Source organism: uncultured Paracoccus sp. (assembly GCF_945915435.1).
Taxonomy (GTDB): Bacteria; Pseudomonadota; Alphaproteobacteria; order Rhodobacterales; family Rhodobacteraceae; genus Paracoccus.
This window is the reverse complement of the sequence record NZ_CAMEFG010000030.1, coordinates 1-14,635: the sequence shown is the minus strand read 5'-3', so window position 1 is coordinate 14,635 and position 14,635 is coordinate 1. Positions and strand designations below refer to the sequence as shown.

The 14,635-nt window shown below is 65.0% G+C and carries 12 protein-coding genes and 2 tRNA genes; 11 read left to right on the top strand and 3 right to left on the bottom strand.

Features of this window, described 5'->3' with window-relative positions:
• Window positions 1–49 precede the first annotated feature (49 nt).
• From Q0O97_RS11100 to cysA, 4 genes are read left to right on the top strand one after another with little or no spacing between them, the layout of a single operon-like run.
• Entirely contained in the window at window positions 50–1,108 is a 1,059-nt protein-coding gene (locus Q0O97_RS11100) for a sulfate ABC transporter substrate-binding protein (RefSeq protein ID WP_294928872.1), read from the top strand.
• A complete protein-coding gene (gene cysT, locus Q0O97_RS11095) occupies window positions 1,108–1,989 on the top strand; it encodes a sulfate ABC transporter permease subunit CysT (RefSeq protein WP_294928870.1) in 882 nt (293 codons plus the stop codon). Before Q0O97_RS11100 ends, cysT begins: the two co-directional genes overlap by 1 nt.
• Window positions 1,982–2,875, top strand: a complete 894-nt coding sequence (cysW, locus tag Q0O97_RS11090; RefSeq protein WP_294928867.1) for a sulfate ABC transporter permease subunit CysW — start codon at window positions 1,982–1,984, stop codon at window positions 2,873–2,875. Before cysT ends, cysW begins: the two co-directional genes overlap by 8 nt.
• A 23-nt stretch (window positions 2,876–2,898) precedes the next feature.
• Window positions 2,899–3,618, top strand: coding sequence for a sulfate ABC transporter ATP-binding protein (gene cysA / locus Q0O97_RS11085; RefSeq protein WP_294928864.1), 720 nt, complete (start codon window positions 2,899–2,901; stop codon window positions 3,616–3,618).
• An 85-nt stretch (window positions 3,619–3,703) separates the two neighbouring features.
• On the opposite strand, the gene Q0O97_RS11080 is transcribed toward cysA, so the two are convergent.
• Window positions 3,704–3,949, bottom strand: coding sequence for a hypothetical protein (locus Q0O97_RS11080; RefSeq protein WP_294928862.1), 246 nt, complete (start codon window positions 3,947–3,949; stop codon window positions 3,704–3,706).
• Window positions 3,950–4,187: 238 nt separating this feature from the next.
• On the opposite strand from Q0O97_RS11080, the gene carB reads away from it, so the two are divergent.
• The 3 genes from carB (at window position 4,188) to Q0O97_RS11065 (ending at window position 9,546) form a co-directional block, all read left to right on the top strand.
• Window positions 4,188–7,520, top strand: a complete 3,333-nt coding sequence (carB, locus tag Q0O97_RS11075; protein WP_294928860.1) for a carbamoyl-phosphate synthase large subunit — start codon at window positions 4,188–4,190, stop codon at window positions 7,518–7,520.
• Window positions 7,521–7,572: 52 nt separating this feature from the next.
• Complete coding sequence (locus Q0O97_RS11070) at window positions 7,573–8,244, top strand: sulfotransferase family 2 domain-containing protein (protein WP_294928857.1); 672 nt, start codon at window positions 7,573–7,575, stop codon at window positions 8,242–8,244.
• Window positions 8,245–8,346: 102 nt separating this feature from the next.
• On the top strand, window positions 8,347–9,546 hold the full coding sequence (locus Q0O97_RS11065) for a hypothetical protein (RefSeq protein ID WP_294928855.1): 1,200 nt from the start codon (window positions 8,347–8,349) through the stop codon (window positions 9,544–9,546).
• A gap of 36 nt (window positions 9,547–9,582) precedes the next feature.
• On the opposite strand, the gene ileS is transcribed toward Q0O97_RS11065, so the two are convergent.
• Window positions 9,583–12,504 carry an isoleucine--tRNA ligase gene (gene ileS, locus Q0O97_RS11060; RefSeq protein WP_294928853.1) on the bottom strand — a complete coding sequence of 974 codons (2,922 nt, stop codon included), beginning with the start codon at window positions 12,502–12,504 and terminating at the stop codon, window positions 9,583–9,585.
• A 193-nt stretch (window positions 12,505–12,697) separates the two neighbouring features.
• Here ileS and Q0O97_RS11055 point away from each other — a divergent pair.
• Window positions 12,698–12,771, top strand: a tRNA-Gly gene (locus tag Q0O97_RS11055).
• Window positions 12,772–12,797: 26 nt separating this feature from the next.
• Here the strand turns inward: Q0O97_RS11055 and Q0O97_RS11050 are convergent.
• Entirely contained in the window at window positions 12,798–13,220 is a 423-nt protein-coding gene (locus tag Q0O97_RS11050) for a DUF1489 domain-containing protein (protein WP_294928851.1), read from the bottom strand.
• Window positions 13,221–13,406: 186 nt separating this feature from the next.
• Here Q0O97_RS11050 and Q0O97_RS11045 point away from each other — a divergent pair, with 186 nt between their 5' ends.
• The 3 genes from Q0O97_RS11045 to Q0O97_RS11035 form a co-directional block, all read left to right on the top strand.
• Window positions 13,407–13,898, top strand: a complete 492-nt coding sequence (locus Q0O97_RS11045) for a GNAT family N-acetyltransferase (protein ID WP_294928848.1) — start codon at window positions 13,407–13,409, stop codon at window positions 13,896–13,898.
• 36 nt (window positions 13,899–13,934) lie between these two features.
• Window positions 13,935–14,011: transfer RNA gene (locus Q0O97_RS11040), tRNA-Arg, on the top strand.
• Between the two features lie 371 nt (window positions 14,012–14,382).
• Window positions 14,383–14,635, top strand: a 253-nt coding sequence (locus tag Q0O97_RS11035; RefSeq protein WP_294928845.1) for a hypothetical protein, incomplete at its 3' end; no start/stop codon positions are given.

Below are 14,635 nucleotides of genomic sequence, written 5' to 3'. Positions count from 1 at the left end.
AATCATCAACCACGGTCAGGCCTCGGGCCTGCCAGAAAGGAAGATGGACATGACCGCCACCATTCGCCCTAGGGGCAGCGCAGCATCGGCGACCCAAACGACCGGCCCGGACCGGACAGGGCAGGGGCGCCGCCTTCTGGCTGCCGCCGCAGCACTTGGCCTTGCCGTCACGCCGCATGTTGCCGCCGCCCAATCGCTGCTGAACGTCAGCTACGACCCCACGCGAGAGCTGTATCGCGAGGTCAACGAGGCCTTCATCAACCACCGTGTGGCCGAGGGCCACGACCGCCCGCAGATCGAGACCTCGCATGGCGGTTCGGGTTCGCAGGCACGTTCGGTGATCGACGGGCTGCGCGCGCAGGTCGTCACGCTGGCGCTTGGCGCGGATATCGACGAAATCGCCTCGCGCGGGTTGTTGCCCGAGGACTGGCAGGCGCGCCTGCCGCATAATTCCTCGCCCTATACCTCGACCATCGTGTTCCTGGTGCGCGAGGGCAATCCCAAGAACCTGGGCGACTGGGGCGACCTGGTGCAGGACGGGGTCGAGGTCATCACGCCCAACCCCAAGACCTCGGGCGGGGCGCGCTGGAATTACCTGGCCGCATGGGCATGGGCCGAACGCAACGACCAGGATCCCAGGGAATTCCTGACGCAGCTTTTCGCGAATGTCCCGGTGCTGGACACCGGCGCGCGCGGCTCGACCACGACCTTCACGCAGCGGGGTCTGGGCGACGTGCTGCTGGCCTGGGAAAACGAGGCCTATCTGGCGCTCGAGGAACTGGGCGAGGACAGTTTCGACATCGTCATCCCCTCGGTCTCGATGCTGACCGAGCCGCCCGTGGCCGTCGTGGACCGCAATATCGAGGACGAGGCGCAGGGCGAACTGGCGCAGGCCTATCTGGAGTTCCTCTATAGCCCCGAGGGGCAGGCGCTGGCCTTCAAGCACTTCTATCGTGCATGGGACGACAGCGCCGCCGACCCCGAGGACGTTGCCCGCTTCCCCGAACTGGAACTGGTCAGCATCGAGGAATTCGGCGGATGGGGGCAGGCGCAGGACGAGCATTTCGGTGACGGCGGCACCTTCGACCAGATCTATCAGGTGAAATGATGCGGGCGCTTGTCGCGAAATCCCCCATGCCGGGCTTCGGGCTTGGCATGGGCATCACGATCACGATGCTTTCGCTGGTCGTGCTGCTGCCGATCGGGGCGCTGGTCCTGCACGGGCTGAATTTCGGGCTGGCCAATAACTGGCAGGTCGTGGGCACCGAGCGGGTGATGGCCTCGCTGTTTCTGTCCTTTCGCCTTGCCCTGCTGGCCGCCCTGTTCAACCTGGTCTTTGGCGTGATCCTTGCCTGGGTGCTGGCGCGCTACGAATTTCCGGGCCGCCGGGTGGTCGATGCCATCGTCGATCTGCCCTTTGCGCTGCCCACCGCCGTCGCCGGGATCGCGCTGACCGCGCTTTACGCGCCCAATGGGCTGTTCGGCGCCTTTGTTCGCGACTGGCTGGCGCCCCTGGGCAACTTTCTGCTTTCACCCCTTGGCGTCGAGTTTTCGGGCCGCATCGCCTATACGCAATGGGGCATCCTGATCGCGCTGGTCTTTGTCGGTCTGCCCTTCGTCGTGCGCACCGTCCAGCCCGTCATCGCCGAGATCGAGCGCGAGGTCGAGGAAGCCTCGGCCACGCTTGGCGCGAGCCGCGCCCATACCCTGCGCCGCGTCATCCTGCCCATGCTGATGCCTGCCGCGCTGACCGGCTTTGCGTTGTCGCTGGCGCGGGCGGTAGGGGAATACGGCTCGGTCATCTTCATCGCGGGCAATATCCCGATGCGGACCGAGATCGCGCCCCTGCTGATCGTCATCCGGCTGGAGGAGTTCAACTATGACGCGGCATCCGCCATCGGCATCGCCATGCTGCTGGTGTCCTTCGCCCTGCTTCTGGTCATCAACCTGATCCAGATCTGGAGCCGCCGGAGGGTCGGAGATGTCTGATATCGCCCTTGCCACCCCCCTGGAAAAGGAAGCACCCGTGACCCGCCGGCAGCCCGTCACCCAGGAAAGCCGCGCCACGCGCGTGACCCTGATCACCCTTTGCCTTGCCGTTCTGGTCCTGCTGGTGCTGGCGCCCCTTGGCATCATCTTTGTCGAGGCCACCCGCCGCGGCGCCGCGAGCGCGCTGCAATCGCTGACCCGGCCCGAGGCGGTCTCGGCCATCCGCCTGACGCTGACGGTCGCGGCGATCACCGTGCCGCTGAACGCGGGTTTCGGGATCGCCGCCGCATGGGCGATCACCAAGTTCGACTTTCGCGGCAAGGCCGTGCTGATCACGCTGATCGACCTGCCTTTCTCGATCTCTCCGGTCGTGGTGGGGCTGTCGCTGGTCCTGCTGTTCGGTGCGAATACCGCCCTTGGCGGCTGGCTGGTGTCGATGGGCTATCCCATCGTCTTCGCATTGCCCGCCATCGTGCTTGCCAGCGTCTTCGTGACCTTTCCCTTCGTCGCGCGCGAGTTGATCCCCGTGATGGTCGAGCAGGGCCGCGCCGAAGAAGAAGCTGCGCTGACCCTTGGCGCCTCGGGCTGGCGGTGCTTTCTGACCGTGACCCTGCCCAATATCAAATGGGCGCTGCTTTACGGGGTGTTGCTGTGCAACGCCCGCGCGATGGGCGAATTCGGCGCGGTCGCCGTCGTCTCGGGCAAGATCCGGGGCCAGACCGCGACCATGCCGATCGCGATCGAGATGCTTTACAACGAATACCTCTCGGTCGCGGCCTTTTCGCTGGCGGGGGTGCTGGCGCTGCTGGCGCTGGTGACGCTTGCCCTGAAATCCGCGCTGGAATGGCGCCATGCCGACCAGCTTGCCGCGACGCGGCGGCATTAGGTCCGGCGGGAAGGAGTAACCAAATGCTTATCGAAATCGACCGCATCGCCAAAAGCTTCGGCACGACCACGGCGCTGGACCCGGTCAGCGTGACGATCCCCTCGGGGGCGCTGGTGGCGTTGCTGGGGCCTTCGGGTTCGGGCAAGACGACCCTGCTGCGCATCCTGGGCGGGCTGGAATATCCGACGGGCGGCAGGGTTCTGTTCGACGGCCAGGACGCGGGCAAGCTGAGCGTCCAGGAACGGCGGGCGGGATTCGTCTTTCAGTCCTATGCCCTGTTTCGCCACATGACGGTGCATGAAAACATCGCCTACGGGCTGCGCGCACGCCCGCGACGCACCCGCCCCACGCGGGCCGAGATCGACCGCCGCGTGACCGGGCTGCTGGACCTGATCCAACTGCCGGAAATCGGCGCGCGCTATCCGGGGCAACTGTCGGGCGGCCAGCGCCAGCGCGTCGCGCTGGCCCGCGCGCTGGCGATCGAGCCGCGCATGCTGCTGCTGGACGAGCCGTTCGGGGCGCTGGATGCCCGCGTGCGCAAGGAATTGCGTCAGGGCCTGCGCGAGATCCACGACCGCACCGGCCTGACCACGGTTTTCGTCACCCACGACCAGGAAGAGGCGATGGAACTGGCCGATCTGGTCGTCGTCATGTCGATGGGCCGGATCGAGCAAGTCGGCAGGCCCCAGGACATCCGCCAGCGTCCCGCCAGCGAATTCGTGCGCGAATTCACCGCGGCCTGACCTGCGCCCGGTGGCACGGCCGCATGGGTATTTGGATGATGAAGAAAACCCCGGTTGCGCGAGCGGGCCGGGGTTTTCGCCGGTTTCAGGCGACGAGCGAGGCCGTGAGATAGCCGACCACGGCAAAGATCACGCCGATGATGACGGCGTTTTGCGCGAAGGGCTTATGCGGCCCGATGAGGGACTTGTCGGGGTCGGAACCGTTGCCTACGCGGAATTTCTCGCGCTTGGCCTCATGCTCTCTTCTGGCTTTCTCGGTATTGGTGACCATCCAGCCGATGGCGGGGCCTGCGATGCAGCCCACGATCAGCATCATGATGAACAATTCCATGCGGGTTTTCCTTATTCGGTCAAAGGGGCAGGTTTCAGGCAACATGCAGACCAAACAGGCTTGAAGGGTCAACCCCACGGGGGCGCATTTTGTCGCCGGGCGGCGCATTTTTGCGTCAGCCGGGCCGGGGCGGCGGTGTTTTCGGCAATTAACCGGGCCGTCGCCCTTGCGCGCGCATCAGCCACGGCTATAACCCCGAACGATTTATCTGCCGCATAGCCGAGCCGGGGACGCCATCATGCCGAAAAGAACCGATCTAACATCCATCATGATCATCGGCGCGGGGCCAATCGTGATCGGGCAAGCCTGCGAATTCGACTATTCCGGTGCGCAGGCCTGCAAGGCGCTGCGGGAGGAGGGGTATCGGGTGATCCTGGTCAACTCGAACCCCGCCACGATCATGACCGACCCGGAAATGGCCGACGCGACCTATATCGAGCCGATCACCCCCGAGGTGGTCGAGAAGATCATCGCCAAGGAACGCCCCGATGCGATCCTGCCCACGATGGGCGGGCAGACCGGGCTGAACACCGCGCTGGCGCTGGCCGATGCGGGCGTGCTGGAGCGTTACGGGGTCGAGCTGATCGGGGCGCAGCGCGCCGCCATCGAGATGGCCGAGGACCGCAAGCTGTTCCGCGAGGCGATGGAGCGGATCGGGCTGGAAAACCCGCGCGCCACCATCGTGGCCGCGCCCAAGCTGGCCAGCGGCAAATACGACATCAACGCGGGCGTCGCCACCGCGATGGAGGCGCTGGAGGAGATCGGCCTGCCCGCCATCATCCGCCCCGCCTTCACCCTCGGCGGGACCGGCGGCGGCGTCGCCTATAACCGCGACGATTACGAGGCGATCTGCCGTTCGGGGCTGGATGCCTCGCCGGTGGCGCAGATCCTGGTGGACGAGAGCCTGCTGGGCTGGAAGGAATACGAGATGGAGGTCGTGCGGGACCGCAACGACAATGCCATCATCGTCTGCTCCATCGAGAACATCGACCCGATGGGCGTCCATACCGGCGATTCGATCACCGTCGCCCCCGCGCTGACCCTGACGGATCGCGAATATCAGCAGATGCGCAGCGCATCCATCGCCGTGCTGCGCGAAATCGGGGTCGAAACCGGCGGGTCCAACGTGCAATGGGCGGTCAATCCCGCCGATGGCCGCATGGTCGTGATCGAGATGAACCCGCGCGTGTCGCGGTCGTCCGCGCTGGCGTCCAAGGCCACGGGCTTCCCCATCGCGAAGATCGCGGCGAAGCTGGCCGTGGGCTATACGCTGGACGAATTGGACAACGACATCACCCGCGTCACGCCGGCGTCGTTCGAACCCTCGATCGACTATGTGGTCACCAAGATACCGCGCTTTGCCTTCGAGAAGTTTCCCGGTTCCAAGCCCGAACTGACCACGGCGATGAAATCGGTGGGCGAGGTCATGGCGATTGGCCGGACCTTCCACGAATCGCTGCAAAAGGCGCTGGCCTCGATGGAGAACGGGCTGACCGGGCTGGACGATATCGAGATCCCCGGCGCGCCGGACAAGGCGGCCGTCGTCAAGGCGATCAGCGCCCAGACCCCCGACCGGCTGCGCCTGATCGCGCAGGCCATGCGCCACGGGCTGACGGATGCGGAAATCCAGCAGGCGACCGCCTTCGATCCGTGGTTCCTCGCCCGGATGCGCGAGATCGTCGAGGCCGAGAACGGCATCCGCGAGGCCGGGCTGCCCAAGGATGCCGAAGGTTTCCGCCATCTCAAGATGATGGGCTTTTCCGATGCGCGCCTGGCCGCGCTGGCGGGCCTGCCCGAGAATGAGGTTCGCACCGCCCGCCGCGCGCTGGACCTGCGCCCGGTCTTCAAGCGCATCGACACCTGCGCCGCCGAGTTCGAGGCCCAGACCCCCTATATGTATTCGACCTACGAGGCCCCCGCGATGGGCGATGTCGAAAACGAGGCCCGTCCCAGCGACCGCAAGAAAGTCGTGATCCTGGGCGGTGGGCCGAACCGGATCGGGCAGGGGATCGAGTTCGACTATTGCTGTTGCCACGCCTGCTTTTCGCTGTCGAAGGTCGGCTATGAGACGATCATGGTCAACTGCAACCCGGAAACGGTCAGCACCGATTACGACACCTCGGACCGCTTGTATTTCGAGCCGCTGACGCTGGAGCATGTGCTGGAGATCCTGCACACCGAACAGGAAAACGGCACGCTGCACGGCGTCATCGTGCAATTCGGCGGCCAGACGCCACTGAAGCTGGCCAACGCGCTTGAGGCCGAGGGCATCCCGATCCTGGGCACCACCCCCGACGCCATCGATCTGGCCGAGGACCGCGAACGCTTCCAGAAGCTGCTCAACGATCTGGAGCTGAAGCAGCCGATCAATGGCATCGCCCGCTCGGATGCGGAAGCCGTTGAAATCGCGGGCCGTATCGGCTTCCCGCTGGTGATCCGCCCCTCTTATGTGCTGGGTGGCCGCGCGATGGAGATCGTGCGCGACATGGACCACCTCAACCGCTATATCCGCGAGGCGGTGCAGGTTTCGGGCGACAGCCCGGTGCTGCTGGACAGCTACCTGTCGGGCGCCATCGAGGTCGATGTGGACGCGCTTTGCGACGGCCAGAACGTCCATGTCGCGGGCATCATGGAACATATCGAGGAAGCTGGCGTCCATTCGGGGGATTCGGCCTGCTCGTTGCCGCCGCATACGCTGGACGGTGCGACCATCGAGGAACTCAAGCGCCAGACCGCCGCGATGGCGCGGGCGCTGAACGTGGTCGGGCTGATGAACGTGCAATTCGCGATCAAGGGCGAGGATATCTTCGTGCTTGAGGTCAATCCGCGCGCGTCGCGCACCGTGCCCTTTGTCGCCAAGGCCACCGACAGCGCGATTGCCTCGATCGCCGCGCGGCTGATGGCAGGGGAACCCATGTCGAACTTCCCCGCCCGCGCTCCCTATCCCGAAGGCGTCGGCCCCGAGGACGATCTGCCCTTCGCCGATCCGATGACGCTGGCCGATCCCAACACGCCGTGGTTTTCCGTCAAGGAGGCCGTGCTGCCCTTCGCCCGCTTCCCCGGCGTCGACACCCTGCTTGGCCCCGAGATGCGTTCGACCGGCGAGGTCATGGGCTGGGACCGCAACTTCCCGCGCGCCTTCCTCAAGGCGCAGATGGGGGCGGGGTCGCATCTGCCCGAAAGCGGGCGCGTCTTCGTCTCGGTCAAGGATGCCGACAAGACGCCTGAGCTGGCCGATGCCGCCCGCGCGCTGACCGAGATGGGCTTCACCCTGATTTCGACCCGCGGCACGGCGGCCTTCCTTGCCGAGGCGGGCGTTCAGACCGAGCCGGTCAACAAGGTCTATGAGGGCCGCCCGAACATCGTGGACCGTCTGAAGGATGGCGAGATCACGATGGTCCTGAACACGACCGAGGGCGCGCAGGCCATCGCCGATTCGCGCGAAATCCGCGCGGTCGCGCTTTACGACAAGATCCCCTACTTCACGACCGCCGCGGGCAGCATCGCCGCCGTCGCCGCCATCCGGTCGCGCGACGAAGGCGAGGTCGGCGTCCGCTCGCTGCAAAGCTGAGGGCTGGCCCGGTCCCGTTTCGGGACCGGGTGTTCATGCAGGGAGGAATCCGATGATCATTTCGCACAAGCACAAGTTCGTTTTCGTGAAAACGACGAAAACCGCCGGAACGAGCGTCGAGATCGCGCTTTCCACGATCTGCGGCGATCAGGATATCCTGTCGCGCCTGCATCCCGTCGATGAACAGATCAGGCAGGACGAGGCCGGGCGGGGCGGGCAGAATTTCGATATCGTCATGCCCTCGGGGCGGGAAACCCGCGTGACCAGCCATGCCCGTTACCAACTGGCGCGCAGGTATCTGGGCGACCAGTCCTATAGGGGCTATTTCTCTTTCGCCTTCGAGCGCAACCCGTTCGACAGGGTGGTTTCGGCCTATCATTACATCAGGCAGGAACGTCAGAAACGGGGTGAGGACGTTTCCCGCTTTACCTTTGAAGGCATGGTGAAGGAAGAGCGCCATCTCAGGCAGTTGCATGATCGCGGTTGGGGTCTTTACACGCAGGACGGCAAGTTCATGGTCAACCAGGTCTACAGATACGAGGACCTGGAAGGCGCCATGCAGGACATTGCGAAAAGAATCGGTCTCGATTCCCGGCTGAGCCTGAAGGAAACCAAGAAGACCAGACGCGACCGCGATTATCGCAGCCATTATACGCCTGAGTTACGCGCAATCGTCGAACGCAACTTCGCCCTGGAGATCGGGGCGTTCGGCTACAGCTTCTGATCTTGCCCGGCATGGCATCGCGCCCGGCCCTGTTCATCGGGAAGGCGGATGGCCTAAGATCGGTGGGTTAACGGTTTTCAGGTCAAAGAGGCGGGACGGGACGTGGCAGCGGATGAAGGCAAGCCCGGCAAGGGCGCGAGTGATGCGGCGCGAATGGCCCGGCAGGCCGAAAACAAGGCCCGGCGCGAGGCGCGGCGTGCAGAGCGCCAGCAGGAACGCGCGGCGGAGAAATCCGCGCGGCAGATAAGGCGCCGCGAGGAAAAGGGCAGGGCGGCGCAACCCGAAACGCGGGCGGTCTCGCCCGCCACGACGCAGCCCGCCGCCTTCAATATCCTGATCCTCGGCCAACGCGGGCGGTTGGAGCGCGAGGCCGCCATCTTTGCCGCCAGCCTTCGCCGCAACGCGCCCGATTGGCAGGGACAGCTTATCGTCGCCGAACCGCAACCCGAAGGCGCCTGGCAAGGCGTCGCGACCCGCATCCAGCCCCCGGCGCGCGAGGTGCTGGAATCGCTCGGGGCGCAGATCCTGCCCTTCACCGCCCGCCATTTCGGCCGCGCCTATCCCTATGGCAACAAGATCGAGGCGCTGGCGCTGTTGCCTCCGGGCCAGCCCTTCATCTTTTTCGACAGCGACACGCTGGTGACCGGCGCGCTGGACCTGGCGGTCGATTTCGACCGGCCCACGGCCTCGATGCAGCGCGAGGGAAGCTGGCCCGAGCCGCCGCCCTACGGGCCGGGTTATGCACAGATCTGGCGCTCGCTCTACGACCGTTTCGGGCTGGATTTCGAAAGCTCGCTGGACCTGTCGCAACCGGATGAGCATTGGGAGAGGTATCTCTACTTCAACGCCGGCTGGTTCCTGGGACCCGATCCGGCGGTTTTCGGGCAGCGTTTCCTGGAATATGCGCTGGCGGTGCGGGACGATCCGGGCGATGCGCTGGCTTGCCAAAGCCTTGATCCCTGGCTGGATCAGGTGGTGCTGCCGCTGGTCGTCCATTCGCTTGGCGGGGGCAGGCCGGGGCCGGAACTGGCGGGGCTGGACGGCGATCTGACCTGCCATTACCGTAACCTGTCGCTGCTTTACGCACGCGGCAGCGACCAGGCCATCGAAATATTCGAGGAAATCGCGGCAATTCCCGAAATTTCAAGGATAATGCAAGGGGACAACGCCTATGATGCACTGTTTCGCCAGCGCGCCGGACGCGACAGGTTGCGCCCGATGTTTCAGGGCAAGCGGCTGCCGTCGCGCGAACAGGTGATCCGCCAGATGTTGCGCAGGGAAAACCTCTGGTTCCGCCGCTAGGCGAGGCTGCGGCGCCCCGTGGGGCGCCGCCTTGTTTCAGCCAAGCGCCGCGCTGCAACGCGCGCAGGTGCCGGGATGCGGGTGGCTGCCGACATCGGGCAGGATCTTCCAGCAGCGCTGGCATTTTTCGCCCATCGCGGGTTCGAACACCACGCCGATGCCTGCGGTTTCGGGCAGGCGGAATGCCTCGCCCGGCGCGGGATCCCCCGTCAGCGCAAGATCCGAGGTGATGCAGACATCCGCGAAATTCACGGATTTCAGCGCCGCCAGCGTCTCGGCATCCTCGACATGGACGACCGGGGCGGCCTCCAGACTGGAGCCGATGGTCTTGTCCGTGCGCCTGATTTCCAGCGCCGCCGTCACCACCCGGCGGGCACGGCGCACCATCTCCCACTTGGCCGCCAGAGGCTCGTTCAGCCAATCGGCAGGAGTCAGCGGAAAGTCCTGCAAATGGACCGAACCGTCATCGCCGGGGAAGCGCGACAGCCAGACGTCTTCCATCGTGAAGGGCAGGATCGGGGCCAGCCATGTCGTCAGCCGGTGGAACAGGATGTCCAGCACCGTCCGCGCGGCGCGGCGGCGCAGGCTGTCGGGTGCATCGCAATAAAGAACATCCTTGCGGATGTCGAAATAGAAGGACGACAGGTCCACCGTCGCGAACTGGAACAGCGTCTGGAACACCCCCTGGAAGTCGTAGAGGTCGTAGCCATTGCGCAACTGCCGGTCGATCTGCGCAAGGCGGTGCAGGACCCATTGCTCCAGTTCGGGCATTTCGGCGGGGGCCACCTTTTCGGCGTCCGAAAATCCGTCGAGGTTGCCCAGCATGAAGCGCATGGTGTTGCGCAACCGGCGATAGCTGTCGGCGGCACCTTTCAGGATTTCCTTCCCGATGCGCAGGTCGGCGGTGTAATCCGACTGCGCCACCCACAGCCGCAGGATATCGGCGCCGTATTCCTTGATCACATTGGCGGGCGCGACCGTGTTGCCAAGCGATTTGGACATCTTCATGCCCTTTTCGTCCAGCGTGAACCCATGCGTCAGCACGCCCTTGTAAGGCGCGCGGCCCTTGGTCGCGCAGGCTTGCAAGAGCGAGGACTGGAACCAGCCGCGATGCTGGTCGGTGCCTTCCAGATAGAGGTCGGCGATCCCGTCCGGGCTGCCGTCCTCGCGGTCGCGCAGCACGAAGGCGTGGGTCGAGCCGGAATCGAACCACACGTCCAGCACGTCCATGACCTGCTCGTAAGCGTCGGGATCGGCGATTCCTTCCAGGACCTGCGCCTTGAAACCTTCGCGATACCAGATGTCTGCGCCGTCTTTCTCGAAAGCTTCGATGATACGGTCGTTCACGCGCTGGTCGCGCAGCAGGAAGTCGGGCGCGTCGGGTTTCGCGCCCTTTTTCACGAAACAGGTCAGCGGCACGCCCCATGCGCGCTGGCGCGACAGCACCCAGTCGGGGCGGCCTTCGACCATCGAATGAATGCGGTTGCGGCCCGTCTGCGGCGTCCAGCGCACCAGCTTGTCGATGCTGTTCAGCGCGCGCTGGCGGATCGTCGCGCCATGTTCGTCCATGCCGTCGTTCAGGTCGGCGTCGATGGCGGCGAACCATTGCGGCGTATTGCGATAGATCAGCGGCGCCTTGGAACGCCAGCTATGGGGGTAGGAGTGTTTGATCCTGCCGCGGGCCAGCAGTTTGCCCGCGCCGACCAGCGCCTCGATCACCGCCTTGTTGGCATCGCCCTCCTTGCCGTTCGGCCTGAGGATGCGCTTGCCCCCGAACAGAGGCAGGTCCGACCGGAAACTGCCATCGTCCAGGACGTTGTAGGTGATGACCTGCGCAAGCATTCCGGCGTCGCGGTAAAGCTCGTATTCCTCCATCCCGTGGCTGGGCGCGCAGTGGACAAAGCCGGTGCCTTCCTCGTCGGTCACGAAAGGCGCGGCGCGGAAATCGCGCGGATCGTCCCATTCCCCCTGGCCGCCCTCGACACCGGCAAGGGGATGCGCAAGTTTCAGCCCGGCCAGCGTCTCGGCGTCGACATCGCGCAGGCGCGTGAACATGTCCGGGGTCAGTCGCGCCTTGGCCATGACGCCCTCGGCCAGCTTGTCGGCCAGCAGGAAGCGGTCGCCCGGCTGCGCCCAGCATTCATCGGGCGTGGCCGTGACCTCGTAAAGACCATAGCTGTAATCGGCCCCGTAAACGACGCCCCGGTTCGAGGGGATCGTCCAGGGCGTGGTCGTCCAGATGACCACATCCGCCTTACCCAGTCCGGCCTCGGCGCCGTTGAGGACGGGGAAGCGGACCCAGATCGTATCGCTTTCCTTGTCGTGATATTCGACCTCGGCCTCGGCCAGCGCGGTCTGTTCGACCGGCGACCACATCACGGGCTTGGACCCCTGATAGAGGCTGCCGTTCATCAGCAGTTTCATGAACTCGGCCGCGATGACGGCCTCGGCGTGGTAGTTCATCGTCAGATAGGGGTCGTCCCAGTTGCCGATGATGCCGAGGCGCTTGAATTCCTCGCGCTGCACGTCGATCCAGTGATCGGCGAAGCGGCGGCATTCCTGCCGGAACTCGACCGTATCGACGGCGTCCTTGTCCAGGCCCTTCTGGCGATACTGTTCCTCGATCTTCCATTCGATCGGCAGCCCGTGGCAGTCCCACCCCGGCACATAGCGCGCGTCGCGGCCCATCATCTGCTGGCTGCGGGTGATGAAGTCCTTCAGCACCTTGTTCAGCGCGTGACCGATGTGCAGGTTGCCGTTGGCATAGGGCGGGCCGTCGTGCAGGATGAAGGGCGTGCGACCCGGCTTGGCGCGCAGGCGGCCGTAGATGTCCAGTCTTTCCCACCGCGCCAGCCATTCGGGTTCGCGTGCGGGCAGGCTGGCGCGCATCGGGAAATCGGTCCGGGGCAGGAATACGGTATCGCGGTAATCGGGCGCGTTTGCGGTTGTTTCGCTCATAAGCGGAGAATCCTTTGGCTGACGGCTGAACGGAAGGCATCCCGACGGCAAGGAAACCCCTACGCCGCCGGGCGGCTAATTCGCAATCTGCGGCCCGTCACAAACATGGTTGCGCTTATAGGAAGCGGTCAGGGCGCCTGCAAGCGCGTATGCGCTTGACGCGAGCCGAAACTCGGGTTAGGCGGGCGCTGTCGCGGGTGTAGCTCAATGGTAGAGCAGAAGCTTCCCAAGCTTACGACGAGGGTTCGATTCCCTTCACCCGCTCCAATCACGCCCTTGCCTGGAAACCGCCCTCAGCGCAGTCCCATGTCCGACAGGGCGCGGGCGATTTCGGGGGGCAGCGAGGGTTCCTCGGCCCGGTCCGCGGGCAGATCGGGCGGGCTTTCGCTGCCGGGCAGGTAGCGCCAGCCCTGGAATGGGCGGCGAGGGGTGGCGGCGGTGCGCCAAAGCTGCGGGTCCAGCACAAGGGCGCAGCGGCGGATGCCGTCCTCGGATATGCGCTCATTCAGCGCCAGGATGCGCTGGCGCGCCAGGATCGTGCCCTTGAACACCCAGTAGATCGAGCCGCCGTCCAGCAACTCGGCCTCGCGCCGGGGCCACATGCGGGTGACGTGCTGCGGGTTCGCATCGCCCCAGCGTTGCCTTTGCCAAAGCTGCAACTGGGTCGGGTCGTCGCATCCGACGCATAGCTTGACGATGTTCAGATTGCCGCTCATGTCCTCATGATATAGCGCGCGGATCGGCGCCCGCAATGGGCCACCTTGCATGCGGATGGCCGCGGGGATAGGCCGGACGCCGGATCAGGGGAATCGCCGGATGGCGGATGTGGCTGCCGCGCCCTTCGCCGGGCACAGATCCGGGGCGTTTCCTGTTCCCGCGCCGATCCATTGGATGCAAGAGAAATGAGCCTTTCCGTCGCCCTCGAATCGCCCATGTCCGACGATCTCGACCTGCTGTTTCTGCGGCATGCCGCGGATATGCATGCCGATACGCCGCCCGAATCCATCCACATGCTGCCGCGCGAGGACCTGGCCGGGCCCGGCATCGCCTTCTTCACCATCCGCGACGGCGGCCAGCCGGTCGCGATGGGGGCCTTGAAACGCCTGTCCGGCCAGCCCCCCGTGGCCGAGATCAAGTCGATGCAAGTCCTGGCCGAGCATCGGGGCAGGGGCCTCTCGCGCCTGATGCTTGGGGTGCTGATCGGCCACGCGCGGGCTCAGGGCTGGTCCCGCCTTTACCTTGAAACCGGCGTGCAACCGAGCTTCGCCGCAGCCCGCGCGCTTTACGAAAGCGCAGGCTTTGCCCGCTGCGGACCCTTTCAGGGCTATGCCGAGGACCCCAACAGCCTGTTCCTGGCCCTGAACCTGGACACCCCGGCGGAAAGCACGGCTTGATTCACCCGCCAAGCTGGTCCAAGAAAGCGCCAATGCGGCCCCGTAGCTCAACTGGATAGAGCAGGCGACTTCTAATCGCCAGGTTGAGGGTTCAAGTCCTTCCGGGGTCGCCAATATCATTATTTCAATATAAAAATCAATCTCTTGCGCCGACGTTTACAGTATTATTCGGCACGTTTGCAGCGTTCTGGTCCTGTTCCGTTCGCGGGGTAGCGGATAGGCCCCGAAAACCTGCCCAACACCATCATCGCTAACAGAACGAAATGCAGCTTCCCAAAATAAACCGGATTTTCGCCCAAGCTGCCCAATCAAACGAAGCCGCAACAACCGCTCGACAAGGAGAAGGTGAAAGGATGCAAACACCACCCGACAGCTCCGTGACATACGCGATGTTCGATGCCGTCCTGCGCAGGGTCGAGGCCGGGGCCGTGCCGACGGTATCCGCTTTGCCGAACTCGACCGCTGGCACCATGAGCGTGCCACCGTGGGCCATCACCGGCATGCCCTCTTGCTGGACGCCCGTGCCGAGTGGCTGACCGGGGTTCACCTTCGCGCTGTGGCGCAATTCGCCGACAACATAGCGAAGCACCGCATCCGGTCGCGGGCGCTGGCCGAGGCGGGAAGAAAGGGGATCGATGGTATTGCCGCCGAGGCGCAAGCGCTGCACCGAGAGGCGGCAGATCTGCGCCAGTTCATCGCCCTGTCACCTGTCGCCCAGCTTCGGGCGATGGAACAGG

Bases quoted from the DNA above. Each gene is read 5' to 3' on its own strand.
- Q0O97_RS11100 (WP_294928872.1), top strand. From the start codon at position 50: ATGACCGCCACCATTCGCCCTAGGGGCAGCGCAGCATCGGCGACCCAA.
- cysW (WP_294928867.1), top strand. From the start codon at position 1,982: ATGTCTGATATCGCCCTTGCCACCCCCCTGGAAAAGGAAGCACCCGTG.
- Q0O97_RS11045 (WP_294928848.1), top strand. From the start codon at position 13,407: ATGAGCCTTTCCGTCGCCCTCGAATCGCCCATGTCCGACGATCTCGAC.
- cysT (WP_294928870.1), top strand. From the start codon at position 1,108: ATGCGGGCGCTTGTCGCGAAATCCCCCATGCCGGGCTTCGGGCTTGGC.
- carB (WP_294928860.1), top strand. From the start codon at position 4,188: ATGCCGAAAAGAACCGATCTAACATCCATCATGATCATCGGCGCGGGG.
- cysA (WP_294928864.1), top strand. From the start codon at position 2,899: ATGCTTATCGAAATCGACCGCATCGCCAAAAGCTTCGGCACGACCACG.
- Q0O97_RS11070 (WP_294928857.1), top strand. From the start codon at position 7,573: ATGATCATTTCGCACAAGCACAAGTTCGTTTTCGTGAAAACGACGAAA.
- ileS (WP_294928853.1), bottom strand. From the start codon at position 12,504: ATGAGCGAAACAACCGCAAACGCGCCCGATTACCGCGATACCGTATTC.
- Q0O97_RS11080 (WP_294928862.1), bottom strand. From the start codon at position 3,949: ATGGAATTGTTCATCATGATGCTGATCGTGGGCTGCATCGCAGGCCCC.
- Q0O97_RS11050 (WP_294928851.1), bottom strand. From the start codon at position 13,220: ATGAGCGGCAATCTGAACATCGTCAAGCTATGCGTCGGATGCGACGAC.